The organism is Chitinophaga sp. (assembly GCF_039596135.1).
Lineage (GTDB): Bacteria > Bacteroidota > Bacteroidia > Chitinophagales > Chitinophagaceae > Chitinophaga.
Window position 1 is genome coordinate 26,248 of sequence record NZ_JBCNKH010000013.1, and the last position, 18,476, is coordinate 44,723.

At 46.5% G+C, this 18,476-nt stretch carries 16 protein-coding genes; 9 read left to right on the forward strand and 7 right to left on the reverse strand.

Features of this window, described 5'->3' with window-relative positions; translation table 11 throughout:
- The first annotated feature begins 58 nt into the window (after positions 1-58).
- From porV to ABDW16_RS11175, 6 genes are all read left to right on the forward strand, one after another.
- Entirely contained in the window at positions 59-1,246 is a 1,188-nt protein-coding gene (gene porV, locus ABDW16_RS11150) for a type IX secretion system outer membrane channel protein PorV (RefSeq protein WP_343669771.1), read from the forward strand.
- 108 nt (positions 1,247-1,354) lie between these two features.
- Complete coding sequence (ispF, locus tag ABDW16_RS11155) at positions 1,355-1,855, forward strand: 2-C-methyl-D-erythritol 2,4-cyclodiphosphate synthase (protein WP_343669773.1); 501 nt, start codon at positions 1,355-1,357, stop codon at positions 1,853-1,855.
- Positions 1,856-1,883: 28 nt separating this feature from the next.
- Positions 1,884-2,327 carry a dUTP diphosphatase gene (gene dut / locus ABDW16_RS11160; RefSeq protein ID WP_343669775.1) on the forward strand — a complete coding sequence of 148 codons (444 nt, stop codon included), beginning with the start codon at positions 1,884-1,886 and terminating at the stop codon, positions 2,325-2,327.
- Between the two features lie 2 nt (positions 2,328-2,329).
- The gene (locus ABDW16_RS11165; RefSeq protein ID WP_343669777.1) at positions 2,330-4,153 is read left to right on the forward strand and encodes a tetratricopeptide repeat protein; all 1,824 of its coding nucleotides are present in this window, start codon (positions 2,330-2,332) and stop codon (positions 4,151-4,153) included.
- A gap of 16 nt (positions 4,154-4,169) precedes the next feature.
- Positions 4,170-5,000, forward strand: coding sequence for a DUF4292 domain-containing protein (locus ABDW16_RS11170; protein ID WP_343669779.1), 831 nt, complete (start codon positions 4,170-4,172; stop codon positions 4,998-5,000).
- Positions 5,001-5,022: 22 nt separating this feature from the next.
- A complete protein-coding gene (locus ABDW16_RS11175; protein ID WP_343669782.1) occupies positions 5,023-6,507 on the forward strand; it encodes a peptidoglycan DD-metalloendopeptidase family protein in 1,485 nt (494 codons plus the stop codon).
- Between the two features lie 130 nt (positions 6,508-6,637).
- On the opposite strand, the gene bshA is transcribed toward ABDW16_RS11175, so the two are convergent.
- Positions 6,638-7,786: an N-acetyl-alpha-D-glucosaminyl L-malate synthase BshA gene (gene bshA, locus ABDW16_RS11180; RefSeq protein ID WP_343669784.1), complete on the reverse strand. Its 1,149-nt coding sequence runs from the start codon at positions 7,784-7,786 to the stop codon at positions 6,638-6,640.
- Positions 7,787-8,035: 249 nt separating this feature from the next.
- On the opposite strand from bshA, the gene ABDW16_RS11185 reads away from it, so the two are divergent.
- Positions 8,036-9,412, forward strand: coding sequence for a M20/M25/M40 family metallo-hydrolase (locus tag ABDW16_RS11185; protein WP_343669786.1), 1,377 nt, complete (start codon positions 8,036-8,038; stop codon positions 9,410-9,412).
- Between the two features lie 14 nt (positions 9,413-9,426).
- Positions 9,427-9,804, forward strand: a complete 378-nt coding sequence (locus ABDW16_RS11190; protein WP_343669788.1) for a hypothetical protein — start codon at positions 9,427-9,429, stop codon at positions 9,802-9,804.
- 49 nt (positions 9,805-9,853) lie between these two features.
- Here the strand turns inward: ABDW16_RS11190 and ABDW16_RS11195 are convergent, their stop codons facing one another.
- From ABDW16_RS11195 to ABDW16_RS11215, 5 genes are all read right to left on the reverse strand, one after another.
- The gene (locus ABDW16_RS11195; protein ID WP_343669790.1) at positions 9,854-10,561 is read right to left on the reverse strand and encodes an SAM-dependent methyltransferase; all 708 of its coding nucleotides are present in this window, start codon (positions 10,559-10,561) and stop codon (positions 9,854-9,856) included.
- The gene (locus ABDW16_RS11200) at positions 10,545-11,324 is read right to left on the reverse strand and encodes an EI24 domain-containing protein (RefSeq protein WP_343669792.1); all 780 of its coding nucleotides are present in this window, start codon (positions 11,322-11,324) and stop codon (positions 10,545-10,547) included. The genes ABDW16_RS11195 and ABDW16_RS11200 overlap by 17 nt, the downstream gene beginning before the upstream one ends.
- Positions 11,325-11,607: 283 nt before the next feature.
- On the reverse strand, positions 11,608-12,627 hold the full coding sequence (locus ABDW16_RS11205; protein ID WP_343669793.1) for a PorP/SprF family type IX secretion system membrane protein: 1,020 nt from the start codon (positions 12,625-12,627) through the stop codon (positions 11,608-11,610).
- A 310-nt stretch (positions 12,628-12,937) separates the two neighbouring features.
- Positions 12,938-13,591 carry a uracil phosphoribosyltransferase gene (gene upp / locus ABDW16_RS11210; RefSeq protein WP_343669795.1) on the reverse strand — a complete coding sequence of 218 codons (654 nt, stop codon included), beginning with the start codon at positions 13,589-13,591 and terminating at the stop codon, positions 12,938-12,940.
- 145 nt (positions 13,592-13,736) lie between these two features.
- The gene (locus tag ABDW16_RS11215; RefSeq protein WP_343669796.1) at positions 13,737-15,566 is read right to left on the reverse strand and encodes a von Willebrand factor type A domain-containing protein; all 1,830 of its coding nucleotides are present in this window, start codon (positions 15,564-15,566) and stop codon (positions 13,737-13,739) included.
- 98 nt (positions 15,567-15,664) lie between these two features.
- Here ABDW16_RS11215 and ABDW16_RS11220 point away from each other — a divergent pair, with 98 nt between their 5' ends.
- A complete protein-coding gene (locus ABDW16_RS11220) occupies positions 15,665-16,729 on the forward strand; it encodes an anhydro-N-acetylmuramic acid kinase (RefSeq protein ID WP_343669797.1) in 1,065 nt (354 codons plus the stop codon).
- Positions 16,730-16,838: 109 nt separating this feature from the next.
- Here the strand turns inward: ABDW16_RS11220 and ade are convergent, their stop codons facing one another.
- Complete coding sequence (gene ade / locus ABDW16_RS11225; protein WP_343669798.1) at positions 16,839-18,476, reverse strand: adenine deaminase; 1,638 nt, start codon at positions 18,474-18,476, stop codon at positions 16,839-16,841.

Consider the following 18,476-nt stretch of genomic DNA (forward strand, 5'->3'; position numbering starts at 1 on the left):
TGTTAATGATTATTCTAAATTTGGAATTATTTTTACATTTCGTTCTAAACACTATTGCATGTATAATTGCATGAACAAGACGGTCACAGCTAAAAATCTTATTTTCATCTGTTGCCTGTTCCTTAGCTTATCAACCGCAGCACAAATTACCACCGGCCAGTTGGATGGTCGTACCAACACCATCAATACAGCGGTGCCGTTCCTGCGTATTTCTCCCGACGCAAGGGCTGGTGCTATGGGTGATGTCGGTGTTGCCACGTCTCCTGATGCTAACTCTATCTACTGGAACCAGGCTAAACTGCCTTTTGCCACTACAAGATCTGCCATCTCTGTTACCTACACTCCCTGGTTAAAAGAACTGGTGAACGATGTATTTCTTGCCACGTTAGCAGGTTATTACCAGCTGGATGAGTTCCAGACCGTTTCGGGTTCACTGCGGTACTTCTCCCTCGGTACCATCAATTTTACCGACATTAACGGTACCCCAACGTCCGATTTCCGCCCCCGTGAGTATGCCCTGGATGCAGGTTACTCCCGTAAGTTGTCTGACAACTTTTCTGTGGCCATCGCAGCACGTTACATCTATTCGAACCTGGCCAGCGGCGACGTAAACGGTCAGGTGATCAAACCAGGTACAGCTTTCGCTACAGATCTGTCCCTGTTCTATACCAAAGATTTTGAAAAGGACGATGGGGTGAAAAATACCTGGAATGTAGGTGCGGCCTTTACCAACATAGGTACCAAGATCTCCTACACATCTTCCGCTACCAATAAGGATTTTATTCCTACCAACATGGGCCTGGGTACTTCCTACACCTTCGGTCTGGACCAGATGAACAAGATCATGCTGGCCCTGGACATCAACAAACTGCTGGTGCCTACACCAGACAGCAACGGCGACTACAGGAACAAGAGCGTGATATCCGGTATCTTCTCCTCCTTTGGCGATGCACCCGGTGGTATGTCTGAAGAACTGCAGGAAATAAGCGTATCTGCCGGTGGTGAATACTCCTACAATGACCAGTTCTTTGTACGTACTGGTTACTTCTATGAAAACAAAAACAAGGGTAACCGTAAGTATGTAACTGCCGGTATCGGGGTTAAATACAATATGTTCGGTCTGAACTTTTCTTACCTGGTTCCTTCCGGAAACGGCATCCAGCGTAACCCCCTGTCCAATACACTCCGCTTCTCGCTTGTGTTTGACCTGGGCTTCAAGGCCGACAAGAACGAGGCTACATGGTAAGATAGCTGATCCTGAAATAGTTAATATTTTTTTAAAATATATAAATCCCTCGGATATTTCCGGGGGATTTTTAATTTGCACCCAGAACCACTTATTTTAACGACAACTATGGGCAAACTGAGAATTGGATTAGGCGTTGATTTTCACCAATTAACGGAAGGAAGAGATTTCTGGCTGGGGGGCGTACTGGTGCCTCACCACAAAGGGGCCCTGGGCCATAGCGATGCCGATGTGCTGCTGCACGCCATCTGCGATGCTATGCTGGGCGCAGCCAGCCTGGGTGACATTGGTGTTCATTTCCCCGATACAGACAATGCTTACAAAGGTATAGACAGCAAAATCCTGTTGCAGCGCACCCAGCAGCTCATTGCTGAGAAAGGCTACCAGGTGGTAAATATAGACAGCACACTTTGCCTGCAGGCACCCAAGATCAAACCTTATGTACCTCAAATGCAGGAAGTTATTGCCAATATCCTGAAGCTGACTACCGAAGAGGTATCTATCAAAGCTACCACCACTGAAAAGCTGGGATTCGTAGGCCGGGAAGAAGGTGTAGTCGCTTACGCAACCGTATTGTTAGAGAAGGAGGAAGTGCCTTATACTCGTTAAACCAGATAATTAGTAATATCTTTGTCCAATGGCAGCTATTACAGTCAAAATAATTAACAAATCTGCGAATCCACTTCCTTCATATGCCACAGCCGAAGCGGCGGGCATGGACCTGAGAGCAAACCTTGAAACAGCCATCACCCTGCAACCCCTCGAAAGGGTACTGGTGCCAACCGGCCTGTTCATGGAGCTACCTACAGGATATGAAGCACAGGTTAGACCCCGCAGTGGCCTGGCCATCAAGCAAGGCCTGACGCTTCTTAATACGCCTGGTACGATAGATGCTGATTATAGGGGGGAAATTAAGATTATCATGATCAATCTGTCTAACGAGCAGCAGGTGATTGCCCCAGGTGAAAGGATCGCCCAAATGATTATTGCTCCTTTTATTCAGGCCAAACTGGAAGCCGTAGAGCTGCTTAACGAAACCGACCGGGGAGCCGGTGGTTTTGGACACACCGGAAAATCATAATAATGCACAGGTCTCTTAAAAAGAACGAAACTGCCACACAACGCGCAACCCATCTGCCAGACTTTAGTCGTTTTGCGGGTGTGTTGTTGTTCTTACTGTTGGCAGCAGGCTTTTTAAGTGCCTGTAAAAGCAGCAGGCCCACTACCTCTGGTCGTAGCACGACTATCTATATCAAAGATCCTACGATCCTGCAGCAGCGTGCGGATAGCCTGTTTTTTGCTGCCGAACGCTCCAAGATCTTAGGCGATTACCGCACCGCTATTACCCAGTTCTCCGATTACCTGCGCCTCATCAAGACCAATCCCACTGCTTATTACGAGCTGTCACGACTGTTCATCGAAGTCCGCAATCCGGGGTATGCACTGGGTTTTGCAAAGCGTGCCGCCAGCATGGATACCACCAATAAGTGGTTCCAGATTACCCTGGCCGATGCCTTTGGTATAGCAGGTCAGTTTGATAGCGCGGCTGCCGTTTATGGCAAGCTGGCTATTCAATACCCGGATAATGATGAATATCTCTATAACAAAGGGATGTTTCTCACCAAAGCTGAACAACCGGAGGCTGCCCTCGCCGTCTTCAACCAACTGGAAAAGAAAGTTGGCCTGGTAGAAGAGCTGGCTATCCAGAAAGAAAGGTTGTTGCTCAAACTGGACAGGGTAGATGATGCTGCCGAAGAGATTCACAAACTAGTCAACCAATACCCCGGCGAAGTAAGATATTACCTGCTGCTGGCGGATATTTATAGCGCCAATGACCGGCAGGATGAAGCTATAGCGCTGTACAAAAGCAGCCTGGAGCTGGATGCTGCTAACCCCAGGGCACTGATCGCACTGGCCAACTATGCCAAAAAGAGTGGGAACCATGCCCAGTACTGGAGTTACCTCACCAGGGCTTTTGCCAATCCTGATTACAACATTGACGAAAAGGTTTCATACGTATATCCATACCTGCAAATGCAGGGTACAGATACGACCAAGCTGCGGGAAGGGTTACAACTGGCGCAGCTGGTCATAGAAGCACACCCCGAAGAGGCTAAAGCCTATGCACTGCAGGCGGATATGTATTCCCAGGCCAATATGCTGGATAGTGCACTGTATGATTACAAAAAAGCAGTGTCACTCGATTCCACACGTTACAGCGTATGGTACCAGATGATGTGGATTTATAGCCGTAAGGAAGACCCGGCTAACTTACTGAAAGTGAGTAATGTAGTCGCTCAGCGCTTCCCAAAGGAATTTATGGGGCATTATTTTCAAGGGGTGGCCAACTTTTTGCTACAAAATTATCCGGCATCTATCGAAGCGCTTAACGAGGCATTGATAAATGGAAATGTAGACAAGAGTATGAAGGCAGATGTATATTCCCTGTTGGGAGATGCATATCATGCCACAGGGCAGCACGAAGATTCAGATAGCAGTTACGACCGCTCTCTGTTGCTGAAACCCAACGATGCCACCGTTTTGAACAATTATAGCTACTACCTGTCACTGAGAGGGGAACAATTGCAAAAAGCAGAATCGATGTCCCGCCATTCGCTGGAGCTGGAACCCGGCAGTATCAATTACATGGATACATATGCCTGGGTAATGTTCAGAATGGGCAGGTACGAACTGGCAAAGCAATGGATGGAGAAGGCACTGCAATCGCCGCAGGCAAAAGAAAATCCAGGTATGCTGGAACACTATGGCGATATACTCTTTAACCTCCACAATGTGGACAAAGCCCTGGAATACTGGCGCCTGGCAAAGGAAAAAGGCGCTAACTCTGTAGGCCTTGCCCGCAAAATAGCAGAAAAGCGGTACATACTGGCAACAGAACGTGAATAAGGGATAACAAAAGATCATGATGAAGCAAACATTAGCACTTATAACATTAGGTATTGTAAGCACGGGACTGTTTTCATGCAGGCATAGCCGACACATAACCGGTACTTCTTTTCCTGTCACAGATACTTCAAAACATACTACAGTGGCTGACAGCGCAGGCAACGCAGCAACCACAGCCTTTAATAAAGATTTGCTGAATAAGCTCCACAACAATGTAATTACCTACAACACCTTTTCTGCCAAGCTGAAAGTGGATTATGAATCCGATACCAAATCGCCCCCTGAAGTAACAGCTAATATCCGCATGACAAAAGATAGCGTGATCTGGATCTCAGTATCCGCACCTATCATTGGTGAAGTAGCACGCGCTATCATCACACCGGATAGCCTCAGGGCAGTGAATAAACTGGATAAAAAAGTCTACCTGCGCGATATGAAAAACGCACAGGATCTTCTCAATATTCCATTCGATTTCAAAACATTGCAGGACATGATTGTCGGCAACCCGATCTTCCTGACAGATTCTATCTTCCAGGTAGTAAAGACGCCGGCCGTGATCTCGTTCAGCTGTGAAAGTGACGTATTTACAAGCCTGTTCAACGTATTTGCAGATGACTATGTATTGCAGCAGAGCAAAGTAATGGACACGGATAAGGAGAAAGGACGCTCCTGCGAACTGACCTACGGTGAATACAAAACAATGGGGGGACATAAGTTTGCAACCCGTCGCCGCGTTTTTGTAGAAGCCAAAGGCGTTACAAAGATCAACATGGAATTTAACAGGGTTGACTTTGACCAGCCTGTCAGCTATCCATTCTCGATCCCGGCTTCTTATTCAAAGGAATAGTTTGTAATGTGCTGTATTGTACATGAAATTTGTAAATTGCTATTTTGCAGTTATCTTTAAAACCATCATGCTGAATCTGAAGAAGTTTCTCCCATTAGTATTAGCAATAGGATTACTACCGGCCTTGCTCCACGCACAGGCGCCCACTCAATCGCGGGAAGAACTTGAGCATAGAAAAAGAGAGCTGCAGAAAGAAATCGATGAAGCCAATCAGGCCCTGAAAGAAACCAAAAAATCTACCAGGGAAAGCCTCAGCCAGCTGCGGGCACTGAAAGAAAAGATTTCCCTGCGCTCACGCCTCATCAATAGTATCAACGAAGAAATCAACTTCATCAACGGAGATATCAATACTGCTTATCGTGACATCAAGACCCTGGAAAAAGACCTGGATACCCTGAAGTCACAATATGCACAGCTGGTCGTATATGCGTACAAAAATCGTAGTACTTACGACATGCTGAACTTTATTTTTTCTGCCCAGACTTTCAACGACGCCATCAAGCGCTATCAATACCTGAAACAATACCGTGATTACCGTCGCCGTCAGGCAGACAATATCCTGTCTACCCAGGTATTGCTGAACAAGAAGATTGAGAGCCTGCGCGAGCAGAAAGAAAAACGCTCCGGTACGCTGAAGACAGAACAGGAACAACGCACCATTCTCGAAGCCGATAAGAAGGAGAAAGATGACGTGCTCACTGGTCTGAAAGGCAGGGAAAAAGAACTGGTAGCAGATATTAACAAGAATAAGAAGGATGCCCAGAAAGTACAGGCTGCTATTCAGGCGGTAATTCGTCGTGAAATAGAACTGGAACGTAAGAAGGCAGAAGAGGAAGCACTGGCCAAACGTAGAGCAGCTGAAGAAAAGAAACGTAGGGAAGAAGCTGCCCGCAAAGCTGCCGCCGCTGCCGCAGCAGCTGCTGCGGCCAATAAGCCTGCTGACAACACTGCCAAAAATCCTGAACCGAGACCCGCAGCACCAGAGCCTAAACCGGAAGTGGTGAAGACCCCGCCGCCGGCACCAGTGGAAGAGGATAAACCAGTACGTACTGAAAACGTGCTCGAAGCCACACCAGAAGCCCTGGCACTCTCAGAAAGCTTTGAAAGCAACAGGGGTAAATTGCCATGGCCGGTAGCATCCGGTAATGTAATAGGCCACTTTGGCCGCCAGCAACACGCGGTGATGGAAAGGATTACGGTAGAGAATGATGGAGTGATCATTGGTACTGCTAAAGGAGCACCTGTAAAAGCAATCTTTACCGGTGAAGTGAGAAAGGTAGCGGTGATTCCCGGTGGAGGATCGCTGGTCATCATCCGACATGGTCAGTACTTTACAAACTATGCCCGTTTGCAATCTGTAAATGTAAAATCAGGGGATAAGGTCACGACAGGGCAGGTGATAGGTACCGCTGGTACGAATGAACTGGAAAACTTAGGAGAAGTAGAATTGCAGATCTATAAAGGGGTGGTAAGACAAAACCCTGAAAGCTGGATCCGTAGAAAATAATAGCGAAGAGGGCCGTCTATAAGACGCCCCTCTTCGTTTATTCCAAAAAGAATAGCGCCGGTCGTCAGACCGGCGCTATTCTTTTACCCAAAAAAATCGGGTGATAAGCGAAGCTTATCACCCGATTTTTTTAGCTATTTAATACAAGCGTCCTATTAATCACCTCCTCATACAACGCCTCATACTGCGGAATCACATTATCAATATGAAACCGTTGCGCCTGCTCCAACGCCCCCTTCCTCAACTTCGCCAATTTCTTCTCATCCTTCAGCAACTTAATCGCATGCTTAGCCATCCCATGCACATCCCCCACATGACTCAAATACCCCGTCTCCCCATGAATATTCACCTCCGGCAATCCACCTGCATTCGAAGAAATCACCGGTACCTCCGCCGCCATCGCCTCCAGCGCCGCCAGACCAAAACTCTCATATTCAGAAGGCAGTATAAACAAATCTGAAATAGACATCACATCTTCCAGCTGCTCCTGTTTCCCCACAAACCTTATATCACCACACAGCCCCATATCCCTGCACATACACTCAATCGCTGGCCTGTCCGGACCATCCCCCACCAGCAACAGCTTAGCAGGAACCTGCTCTCTCACCTGTGCAAACACCTTGATCACATCCGGCACTCTCTTCACTTTACGGAAGTTAGACACATGCAGCAATACCTTCTCACCATTTGGCGCAATCGCGTCCCTAAAGTGCTTCAACTCTGCCTCCCGGCGCTTAAAACGCTCAGTATCAACAAAGTTGTAAATAACTTCAATGTCTTTCTCAATCTGGAAGGATTTATAGGTCTCCTCTCGCAGGTTGTTGGAAACCGCCGTAATCGCGTCGGACTCATTAATAGAGAAAGTCACCACCGGGGCATAGGTCTTATCCTTGCCCACCAGGGTAATATCCGTACCATGGAGCGTGGTGATAAACGGTACTATACGACCAGTTTTGCTCACAATCTGCTTGGCAAGATAAGCTGTAGACGCATGTGGAATTGCATAATGCACATGCAGCAAATCCAGCTGCTGGTTGAGAATTACATCCACCATAGTACTACTCAAAGCCGACTCATAGGGAGGAAAGTCAAAAAGAGGATAGGTAGGCACCTGCACCTCGTGATAATATATATTGGCATGGAAGGCATTCAATCTTACAGGTTGCTGATACGTGATAAAATGTACCATATGTCCCTTATCAGCCAGGGCCTTTCCAAGTTCAGTTGCCAGTACGCCACTACCGCCATAAGTAGGGTAACATACTATTCCTATACGCATGTTTATTTTTTTAGAATGGATAACACCGAATGCAGAACGCTTCTTGCAGAACACGGCTTACATTATTACAGGTCCCACAAAATTATAACATTTTAAGATGACATATCGGGAATTTGGGATTAACGGCGGCTGTTGGCATCCAAAACAGGGAATTCCTCCTCTGGAAACAGCCGTCCATCTATGTTAATTTTGAATTAACAGGTACTAATGATTAGTTTTAGCCCTTAAATTGACCGAGTATATATGTTTATGAGAAGATACATCCTGCCGGTATTGCTTACATGCACCCTACCGTCGCTTGCGCAACAGAAAGAGGACGATTCCCTGGCCTTCCGCCGTATTGCCAACGAAATCCTGACCAACAGTAAGGCCTATGCTAACCTGAAAGTACTGACCAGCGAGGTAGGTGGCCGCCTGGCAGGTTCACCAGGCATGGTCAAGGCCGAAAAATGGGGGGTAAAGACCCTGAAAGAAGCTGGTGCTGATACCGTATACTTACAGGAGTGTATGGTGCCTCACTGGGTAAGAGGTGCAAAAGAAGAAGCCCGCATCATCAGCCGTCGCCGTGACTACATTCCGCCACTGGCAGTACTGGCCCTTGGTAACTCTGTAGGTAGTGGCCCTGCTGGTATCACGGCTCCCGTAATAGAAGTAAGCTCTTTCGAAGACCTGGAAGCAAAGAAAGACCAGGTAAAAGGAAAGATCGTTTTTTATAACTACCATTTCAATCCCACCTTCATTCATACCTTCGAATCTTATGGCGATGCGGTGAAGTACAGGGGGCGTGGTGCCAGTGCAGCAGCTAAGTATGGTGCAACGGCGGTAATCGTACGTTCTATGTCTCACGGGGCGAACAATTTTCCGCATACCGGTGCAATGGGTTATGATACGGCATATCCAAAGATCCCTGCGGTAGCAATCGGTCTGGAAGATGCTGACCTGCTGAGCAACCGGCTGAAAGATGAAAAGGACCTGAAAGTATATCTTCGTACCAATGCGAAGATGCTGCCCGACACCATCGGTCACAATGTGATTGCTGAGCTGAGAGGTAGTGAGCACCCTGAGCAGATCATCACCGTAGGTGGTCACCTGGATTCATGGGATGTAAATGAAGGGGCGCATGACGACGGTACTGGTTGTGTACAGTCTATTGAAGTACTGAGAACCTTCAAGGCGCTGGGTATTCGTCCTAAGCATACTATCAGGGTCGTATTGTTTGCAAATGAAGAAAACGGCACCCGTGGGGGTAAAAAATATGCAGAAGTAGCCAAAGCGAAAAATGAACAGCATATCTTCGCCCTGGAAAGTGATGCAGGTGGATTTACACCCCGTGGATTTGCATTTACCATGCCTGCGGAAAAGAAAGCGAAGATCCAGTCATGGGCGCCCTTATTCCGCCCTTACGAAGTGACTGATTTCACAGAAGAAGGTGGCGGTGTAGATGTGGGCCAGCTGGCAGAAGCAACTGGTACGCCAATGGGAGAACTGTTGCCCGATTCACAAAGATATTTCGACCTGCACCATGCAGCGAACGATGTATTTTCACAGGTGAACAAGCGTGAGCTGGAACTGGGCGCATTCAGCATGGCAGGTTTACTGTACCTGATAGACCAATACGGACTTTAATAAAAATACATACTATGGGCAGGTTCCTTTTTACTGTAATAGCAGTGGTGGTGTTGCTGATAGCGGGAGTAGTAGGTTACAGGTATTATTTCGTGTTTGGCCGGGGCGTGAAAGCCGGTGAGCTGAACTACTTTGTGGAGAAAGGTTATGTTTTCAAAACGTACGAAGGCAGGCTGATACAGAGTGGCTATCGTTCCAGGCAGCCCGGTGCTTTACAATCCAATGAGTTCCGGTTTTCAGTCACCAGCGATAAGGTAGCGGAGCAGTTGATGCGCAGCAGTGGTAAGTTTGTAGAGCTGCATTACAAGGAATATCTCGGTGCACTTCCCTGGCGGGGATTTAGCAATTTTATAGTAGACAGTGTACTGTCTGTAAAGGATCCGGTTTATTAAAAAAGCCACGCAATAAAAAAACGCTTTTGCCATAGGCAAAAGCGTTTTTTTATTGTGCCATTAGCAGAAAGATGGCCGGTTTCTTATGCAGTTCCGGCAGTTGCTGCTTCCAGGCTTTGACTGTTTTCGTTTTAATAAACTCTTCCGGCCCTGTGATATCCGCTGCTATACACAGCAGGGTAGTGTCTTTACAGGTAGCTAAAATATCTTTTAGTAAAGGATTGTTTCTATAAGGCGTTTCTATAAACAATTGTGTCTGGTGTTTTTTCAATGACTCCAGTTCCAGGTCTTTGATCGCCTTCACCCTTTCTGGTGGCTTCACAGGCAGGTAGCCCACAAACTGGAAGTTCTGTCCGTTCATGCCGGATGCCATCAATGCCATCAGCATAGAATTCGGTCCTACCATTGGGATCACAGGGGCATCCACACTATGAGCCGCCATTACTACCAGGTGCCCGGGATCTGCAATCGCGGGGCATCCTGCCTCACTCATGATGCCGATATCCTTACCTGACAGCAGCAGCTTTTTGGCCAGTGCTGTATCCGGAGGATGATTCTCGTGCATGAGCAATAACTGTAAGTTATCGATATTAATACTCCTGTCCAGTGCTTTTAGGTACCTTCTGGCTGTTCGCTCATTCTCCACAAAGAATACGCTGATCTTTTGTACGGCCGCCGTAATATAGGGCGGAATAGTGTGCAGTGCGTCTGCGCTCAACACAGTAGGAATCAGGTATACTTTACCAGGTTGCTCCATGTAACAGGCGTTTATCAGATAAGTGAATAGTTGCAGCAATCACTGCATAGGAAGGAGCCATGATCCATCCTAATATAGGAATGAACATCATTAAATAAAACACCATACCATTGCCAAGGGCAATACCTCTGTGTGCACGTATGAATTGAATACTTTGCTTAGTGCTCAGTTTATGTCTTTCACAGCTATAGTCTACCATGGAAAAGCCATAGAAATATGCCTCGATGAAAAAGGCAAACAGTGGCGTAATCCAGCCTACTACAGGTATAAAAGATAGTATAATGAATGCGATCACACACAGCGTCTGGTTCAGACTATTGCGTAGTGAAAGCTTAATACCCCTGATCATATCCTTGAAGAACTGTTGCCAGCTGAAAGGATATTCCTTTCTTTCCAGCAGTGCTTCCGTCTTTTCCGACAGGTACGAAAACAGGGGCGACCCCAATACCAGGAACAGATATTTGTAGTAAGAAAAATAGAGGAGCAAAATCATGATTCGGATGGAGAGACCCAGCAGGATAAAAAAGAAACTGATCCAGCTGCTTTCCAGGTCCTGGATCCAATCTTTTATCGGAAGCAGGTTAAAAAGATATTCAACAAAGTCCCCTGAATATCCCCATACAAAATAAATCCCCGTCATAAACAGTATGCAGTACACGATGCCTGGTATCAGTATCCACTTCCATAACTTGTGCTGCATTATAAACTGATGTGCTTTCCCATAAGCCTGTACGGCTGCCAGTACTTCTCTAAATGAAAACAAAATTCTCGTGTTTTTGAATTAGTTATAACATTATTCGCATTGATCGGATTGTAAATAACTAAAAATCACGGTAAAAACGTAAAAAAATAAGCGGAGCGTGAAATTGCGGGGGGGATTTGTGATAAAATCCCTGAAAATAGTGATGACTGAAAAATAAAAAGAGGACGTATCCCGGTAGTAAATGAACTTCCCTGGAATCGCATAAAAGGCCATCAGTACCAAAATGAAAAGAGCCCGTATCTAATGTTGATACGGGCTCCTCTGTATATTAGTTTATGTCAGACTAGAATCTTGGACACATGGTCTTATACTTGTTGTTGTCATTCCTTCTGTGAATGTAGATCACTGACAGCTCCATACCACCGCGGTAGTTAGAAGCCGGTTTCAGTGAAGATACGTTCATATCGTAAGTCAGGCCTACGGTAAAACCACCGATTTCCAGACCTACATAAGGGTTGATCGCATCTTTCAGGCGGTACCAGCTACCCAGGTAAAATACAGTTGGATTATCGTCCATACCTCCACTCAGGTCAAAGCCGTAAGCGCCACCAAAGGTAAACTCGCTGGCAGTGCTCTGTTTCATATACAATGCACTGGCGTGGATACGGTTAGTACCATTTACCGGGAAGGAACCACCTCCATGTACAGTTACGCGTGATGTGAGCCTGTTATTGTTCTGTTGCATGAACGTTTCAGTAGGCTGGGTGATATGGTATAAGGACACACCTGCGTAAATGTTGGAAGATTCACCGACCAGACCGTTATACAGGATACCAATGTTGGGATCCAGGTAAGAGATGTTCGGGTTTGCAATGGTTTCGCCGCTGGGAATAGCAGGGTTATAACCATTATTGTCTATCTGGTTTTCGAATACCAGTTTGCTTTGATCCAGGCGTTTGGACACATATGTAGCCTGTACACCTACAGCCAGGGTATGGTTTCCTTCGGGATCCAGACCTTTGTGGTAAGCAGTACTAAAGCTCAGGTAGGTAGAGGTAAGTGCACCACCGCCAGTCCTGTCATACATAGCCATCAGACCTACACCCCAGATATCGGTATAGGAAATGACATTTTTGAGGATGCCGAAATCTATAGCTGCAGTACCGGTTGTGAAAGGGGTAGAGATGCTTCTCCATTGTTCACGGTAATTACCGGATACTCTGTAGTCACCAGAGAAGAGGCCCGTCATCGCAGGATTCAGCGTCATTGGAGACGCAAAAAACTGTGAAAAATGGGGATCCTGCGCCCTGGCCGGGTTCATCAGATAAAGGGTGATCGTTAAAAACAGCAACACTTTTTTCATAGAGCAATACTTATGTATAGGGTTTCTCGTGCCTACATGTGAAGGTACACAAAGCTCGTCATATCTCAAATTAAAATTATATAATTATAACACTGAGAAACCTCTAAATCATTCAGAATTATTGGTTTACTAACTTATTTTTTCCCTTACGAAACTACCGGTCAACGGGGTAGTTACTTATTTTGGCTGTATTGCTGCACATTCGGACCCTATGGCCTGGAATCCTTTCCTGTAGCCGTTTTAATCAACATTGACCAGACCTGTTACAAAGAGGTCCGGTCACTCTCATATTACTAGTGTTAGTAAGAACTTAATTTTGTAGTTTATTTCCGAAGGCAAGGTCACCGGCATCACCCAAACCAGGTACAATGTAACCCTTGGCGGTAAGCTCGTCATCAATATCTCCGGCCCAAATGCTCAGATTGTTATCTGCATGTCGCTGTACATACTCGATCCCAACAGTGCACGCGATGGCTACCACCAGGTGAATATGTTTTGGCTTTCCAATGCTCTGCAGGTGTTCGATGGTTTTTACCAGGGAAGCGCCTGTAGCCAGCATCGGGTCTGAGATTATTACTACCTGATCTTCGATAACAGGGCTGGATACATATTCCAGGCTGATATCAAACGATCCGTCATGTTTGTGTTTACGGTAAGCCGATATAAAAGCGTGGTCGGCTTTGTCAAAATAATGAACCAAACCCTGGTGCAGCGCAAGACCTGCCCTCAGGATGGTAGCCAGAACAGGCTGCTGTTTCAATACCCGGCAATTGGCAATTCCCATGGGAGTCTGCACTTCCTTCTCCTCGTATTCCAATGTCTTGCTGATCTCGTAGGCGGCAACTTCTCCCAGTCGTTCCATATTCCTTCTGAAACGCATTCTGTCTTGCTGAACTTCCATGCTTCTTATCTCACTCAGCCATTCTCCTACTAGTGAATTGGTACTACTCAGATTTACTATCATGGTTGCAAATTACCATTTTTTTCAATCCAAAAAAGAAGGGACCAATGGAAAAAACATCGGTCCCGATAGGTATAAGGCGCACTTTCGAGCTTAAAAGATTCCCCCCTTCAGCAATACGATAAGTAACAATGGAATGAAAGGCCAGCTACTGATTGTCGTCATCTGCCATCACATTGGAATAGGCAGGTGTTCCATTGTTCAGCAACTGCGCTTTTTTAACCAGTTGAATAAATTCTGCCCGGTAGCCTTCTTTATCTTCTCCTTTGGCACTTTCAGCCAGAGAAAGTACCTGCGCATAGGTGGCTTTTCCCTTAAATTCAGAGTTCCTGAGCAGCATGCCGAATGCAGCGACGGCAGTGGCCATTTTGAAGTCGTCCGGGATCCTGTTCACCTGTTGCACATTCCAGCGCATAGTTTGTGAAAAGATCCTGCTGCTGTTGGACTTCGGCTTCTTGTAGCGCACATTCACCGTCAGTGCCGGTTCATTCCAGTAGGCCATTGCCCTGTCTGTCTGATCAAACTTCAGGGGATAGACAGGACTATCTTCGTCCTGGGAAACTACTTCGTACAATGCAGTGACGGTATGGCCTGCTCCCATTTCGCCGGCATCTTTTGTATCGTCGTCGAAGTCTTTTGTTTCCAGCATCCGGTTTTCATAACCGATCAGGCGATATGACCCAATGTAATGCGGGTTAAACTCTACCTGCAATTTCACATCTTTGGCTACGGTATAGAGGGTGCCGCCAAACTCTGTTACCAGCGTGCGGCGGGCTTCTTCGTAGTTATCGATATAGGCATAATTACCATTTCCCTTGTCTGCCAGGGTTTCCAGTTTATTGTCTTTGAGATTGCCCATACCGAAGCCCAGTACTGAAAGGAAAACACCTTGTTCCCTTTTTTCTGAGATCAGTTCTTCCAGGTCGTCTTCGCTGGAAATGCCCACATTGAAATCGCCGTCAGTAGCCAGGATCACACGGTTGTTGCCATCTGCCAGGTAATTGTCAGTCGCAGTTTTATAAGCCAGTTGTATGCCTGCTCCGCCAGCAGTAGATCCGCCAGCTTCCAGCTTATCAAGGGCATCCATGATCGTAATCTTTTCACTACCCGGGGTAGAAGGCAATACGATACCAGCGGCGCCTGCATAGACTACGATGGCTACATGATCGATGGGGCGCAGTTGCTGTGTCAGTGCTTTCAGCGATTTAATCACCAGTGGCAGCTTATTGGATGCATCCATGGAACCTGATACATCAATGAGAAAAACAAGGTTTGCCGGAGGCAGTTTTTCGTTGGATACTTCCATGGCTTTCAGGCCGATTCTCACCAGCTGGTGACTGGGATTCCAGGGGCATTTGGTCATATCTGTATAGATGGCCACCGGATCATTGCCGGTAGGTGGCTTGTATTGGTAGTCAAAGTAGTTAATCATTTCTTCCACCTTTACTGCATCGGCAGGAGGTAATTCTCCCTGGTTGAGGAAACGGCGTATATTAGAATAGGCCGCCCTGTCTACATCGACAGAAAAAGTACTGAGCGGATGCAGGTCTACCTTTTGGAAACGGTTGTCGCGGATAGGAGCGTAGGCTTCCAGTGTTTCTCCGCTGATGGTGGCCACACAACCCGTCATAGCCCTTTTGCTCATAGTGCCATATCCTACCACGACTATTTCGTCCAACTGGGCTTTAGAAGGCGCCAGGGATATTGGAATATTGGATTGCCTGTCAGTAACGGGAACTTCTTTTGTAACGTAACCTATATAGCTGATCACCAGTGTGAGATTCCCTTTAGGAGCGTTGAGTTTATATTCACCTTGTGCATTCGTCACTGTACCCTGTGAGGTTCCTTTTATCCGCACGGAAACGCTGGGCAATGGCTGGTGAGTTTCTGTATCTGTGATAATACCGGTCAGTATACGCTGGGCCTGCGTATTGAGGGTAATCAGCCCTGTCAGCAGCAGGAATAGGTACTTTAGCATAGTCATTTGGTTTATTCGGCTATATGATGCTGATCAGTGTATTGATTCCATAATCCCTGAAAAAAAAATATGGTATACTTTTGCACAAATTTTAGGGCATGGTATACAATGTAATAGGAGTCACTTCAGGTAGCTCACTGGATGGGCTGGACCTGGTGTTTGTAGCTTTGACAGAGGTAAGGGGTAAGTGGACATACGAGATCAAAGCTGCTGAGCGTAAAGCATATACAGAAGACTGGAAGGAAAAGCTGTCAAATGCAGCGAACCTGCCTGCAAGAGATTATTTTCTGCTACATAGTGAATATGGACATTACATTGGGCATGCGGTAAAGGAGTTCGTCGCTACCCATGGTTTTGATCACCAGGTACATTTTATTACTACTCATGGCCATACTGTATTTCATATGCCTTCACAAAAGATGACGGCGCAGTTGGGTGATGGCGCAGCTATTACTGCGGTAACAGGATTGTCTGTGATCAGTGACCTGCGGGCCATGGATATTGCACTAGGGGGTAAAGGTGCACCTTTGCTGCCGGTGGCAGAGCAGTTGTTGTTCCCGAATGTAGCTTATAGAGTGAATTTGGGTGAGAATGCAACTATTTCTGCACAGAAAAATGGTGAGCTGGTAGCGTTCGATGTGTGTCCTTGCAATTATGTACTGGATAGCCTGGCAGAGACATTGGGTCGTGCATATGATGAAAATGGCCAGCTGGCTGCTGGTGGTGTAACAGATCAGAAACTGCTGGATGCGCTGAATGGGTTGGCGTATTATGCACAGCCTTATCCAAAGACGCTGACGAACAAATTTGGTACGGGTACTGTATTGCCTATGATGCAGGGACATCAGCTATCTACACAGGGTAAGCTGAATACGTATGCAAAACACATTGCTGTACAGATAGCGAATGCAGTGCAATTGATCGGTGCAGAAGAAGGAGAAGTGCTGCTTACCGGCGGTGGTGCGCATAACAGTTTCCTCGTAGAGTCAATAAAAGAAACAGGACTGAAGGTAACACAACCGGATGCACAAACGCTGACATTCCGTACAGCTTTAATGATTGCACTCTTAGGTGCTTTACGTTGGCGGCAGGAAACAAATGCATTTGCCTCAGTAACCGGCGCAGACCGCGACAGCGTAGGCGGTGCACTCTGGAGCAATTAAGAACTTATTTACGGGCCTTAACCCGGGGTTTGGTTTGCGCCGGCAGGCGCAAACCAAACCCCACCAATTTTTATTGCTTTTGCCGAAGGCAAAAGCAATAAAAATTGCCTTATTTAATCAAAGGAGTAAAACTAAAATTATCTCCATCAAACAATCCCTTATCACTCAACTTCAAATGTGGTATCACTAACAATGCCATAAATGACAACGTCATAAACGGCGCCCCTAGCTCACTCCCTAACCCCTTCGCCGCCTTATCCAACTGACTATACCGTTCCGCCACTGCATATCCATCCAGGTTACTCATCAACCCGGCCACAGGCAAAGGCAATACATTGATCTCTCCATTATCCACCACACTCACCCCACCTTGCGATGCAATCACAGCATTGATCGCCTGTACAATGCTCTCATCATCTGCACCCACTGCAATTATATTATGACTATCATGCGCCACAGAAGACGCAATCGCCCCACGCTTAAATCCAAATCGCTTAATGAATGCCAACGCTATCGGCGCTGCATGATACCTGTTCACCACTACTAACTTCAACACATCTTTTTCTACATGGCTATACAGTGCACCATCCACCACCGGCAACTCTTCTATCAATGTATTCGTGATCAGCTGACCATCTAATGCTTCTATCACTTTCACGGTAGCCGTACTACCATTCGCTGCTATACGTAAATCGGCAACTGAAACCGGCTTACAATCAAAGTTGTTAATCACCGGCGCCAGGGGCGCTGTAATCAACGTTTTCCCACCTTCCGCTACTTTCTCGCCATTTACATAAGTTGCCTGGATGTTGAACTGTTCAATTTCATTCGTAACAATAAAATCTGCCGCATCACCTACTCTCAGCAAACCCGCTGGAATCTTGTAGTGCTCTACCGGGTTCACACACGCTGCACGTAATACCTTAAACAAATCTACACCATGCGCCAATGCTCTCCGCACCAACACATTGATATGTCCTTCTACTAAATTGTCAGGATGCTTGTCATCACTGCAAAACATCATTCTCTCCGAATGCTCATGCAGCAAACCGACCAGTGCTTCAAAATTCCTGGCCGCACTCCCTTCCCTGATGAGAATCTTCATCCCATACTTTAGTTTGTCCAATGCTTCTTCTGCAGTAAAACACTCATGGTCTGTACTAATTCCCGCATCAATATACTGCTTCGCCGCATCGCCTCTCAGGCCCGGTGCATGGCCATCTACCGGCTTATTCACTTTCTTTGCTGCAGCAATCTTTGCCATCACGTCCGCATCATGATGCAATACTCCCGGAAAGTTCATCATCTCTGTGAGATACAACACTTCGGGCAATGCAAGTAATTCTTCTACATCCTTTACGGTCACAGTAGCACCTGCTGTTTCAAAAACTGTAGCCGGCACACAGGACGGTGCACCAAAACAGAATTTGAAAGGCACTGTTTTCCCATTATCCAGCATATATTTTACACCCTTCACCCCTAATACATTCGCTATTTCATGCGGATCAGATACGGTTGCAATCGTACCATGCACCACCGCCAGTCTCGCAAATTCCGAAGGCGTGAGCATAGAGCTTTCCACATGCACATGTGCATCTACAAACCCTGGTAAAATATATTGCTGATAGGTGCCCTGATCTTCGCTGATACTGCTGATTTTTCCATCCGTTACAGCGATCGTACCCGGATAAATGCGTTGTGCAGGAATGTCTATGATATTGCCGGATATCTGGAAGTTTTGTGCCAT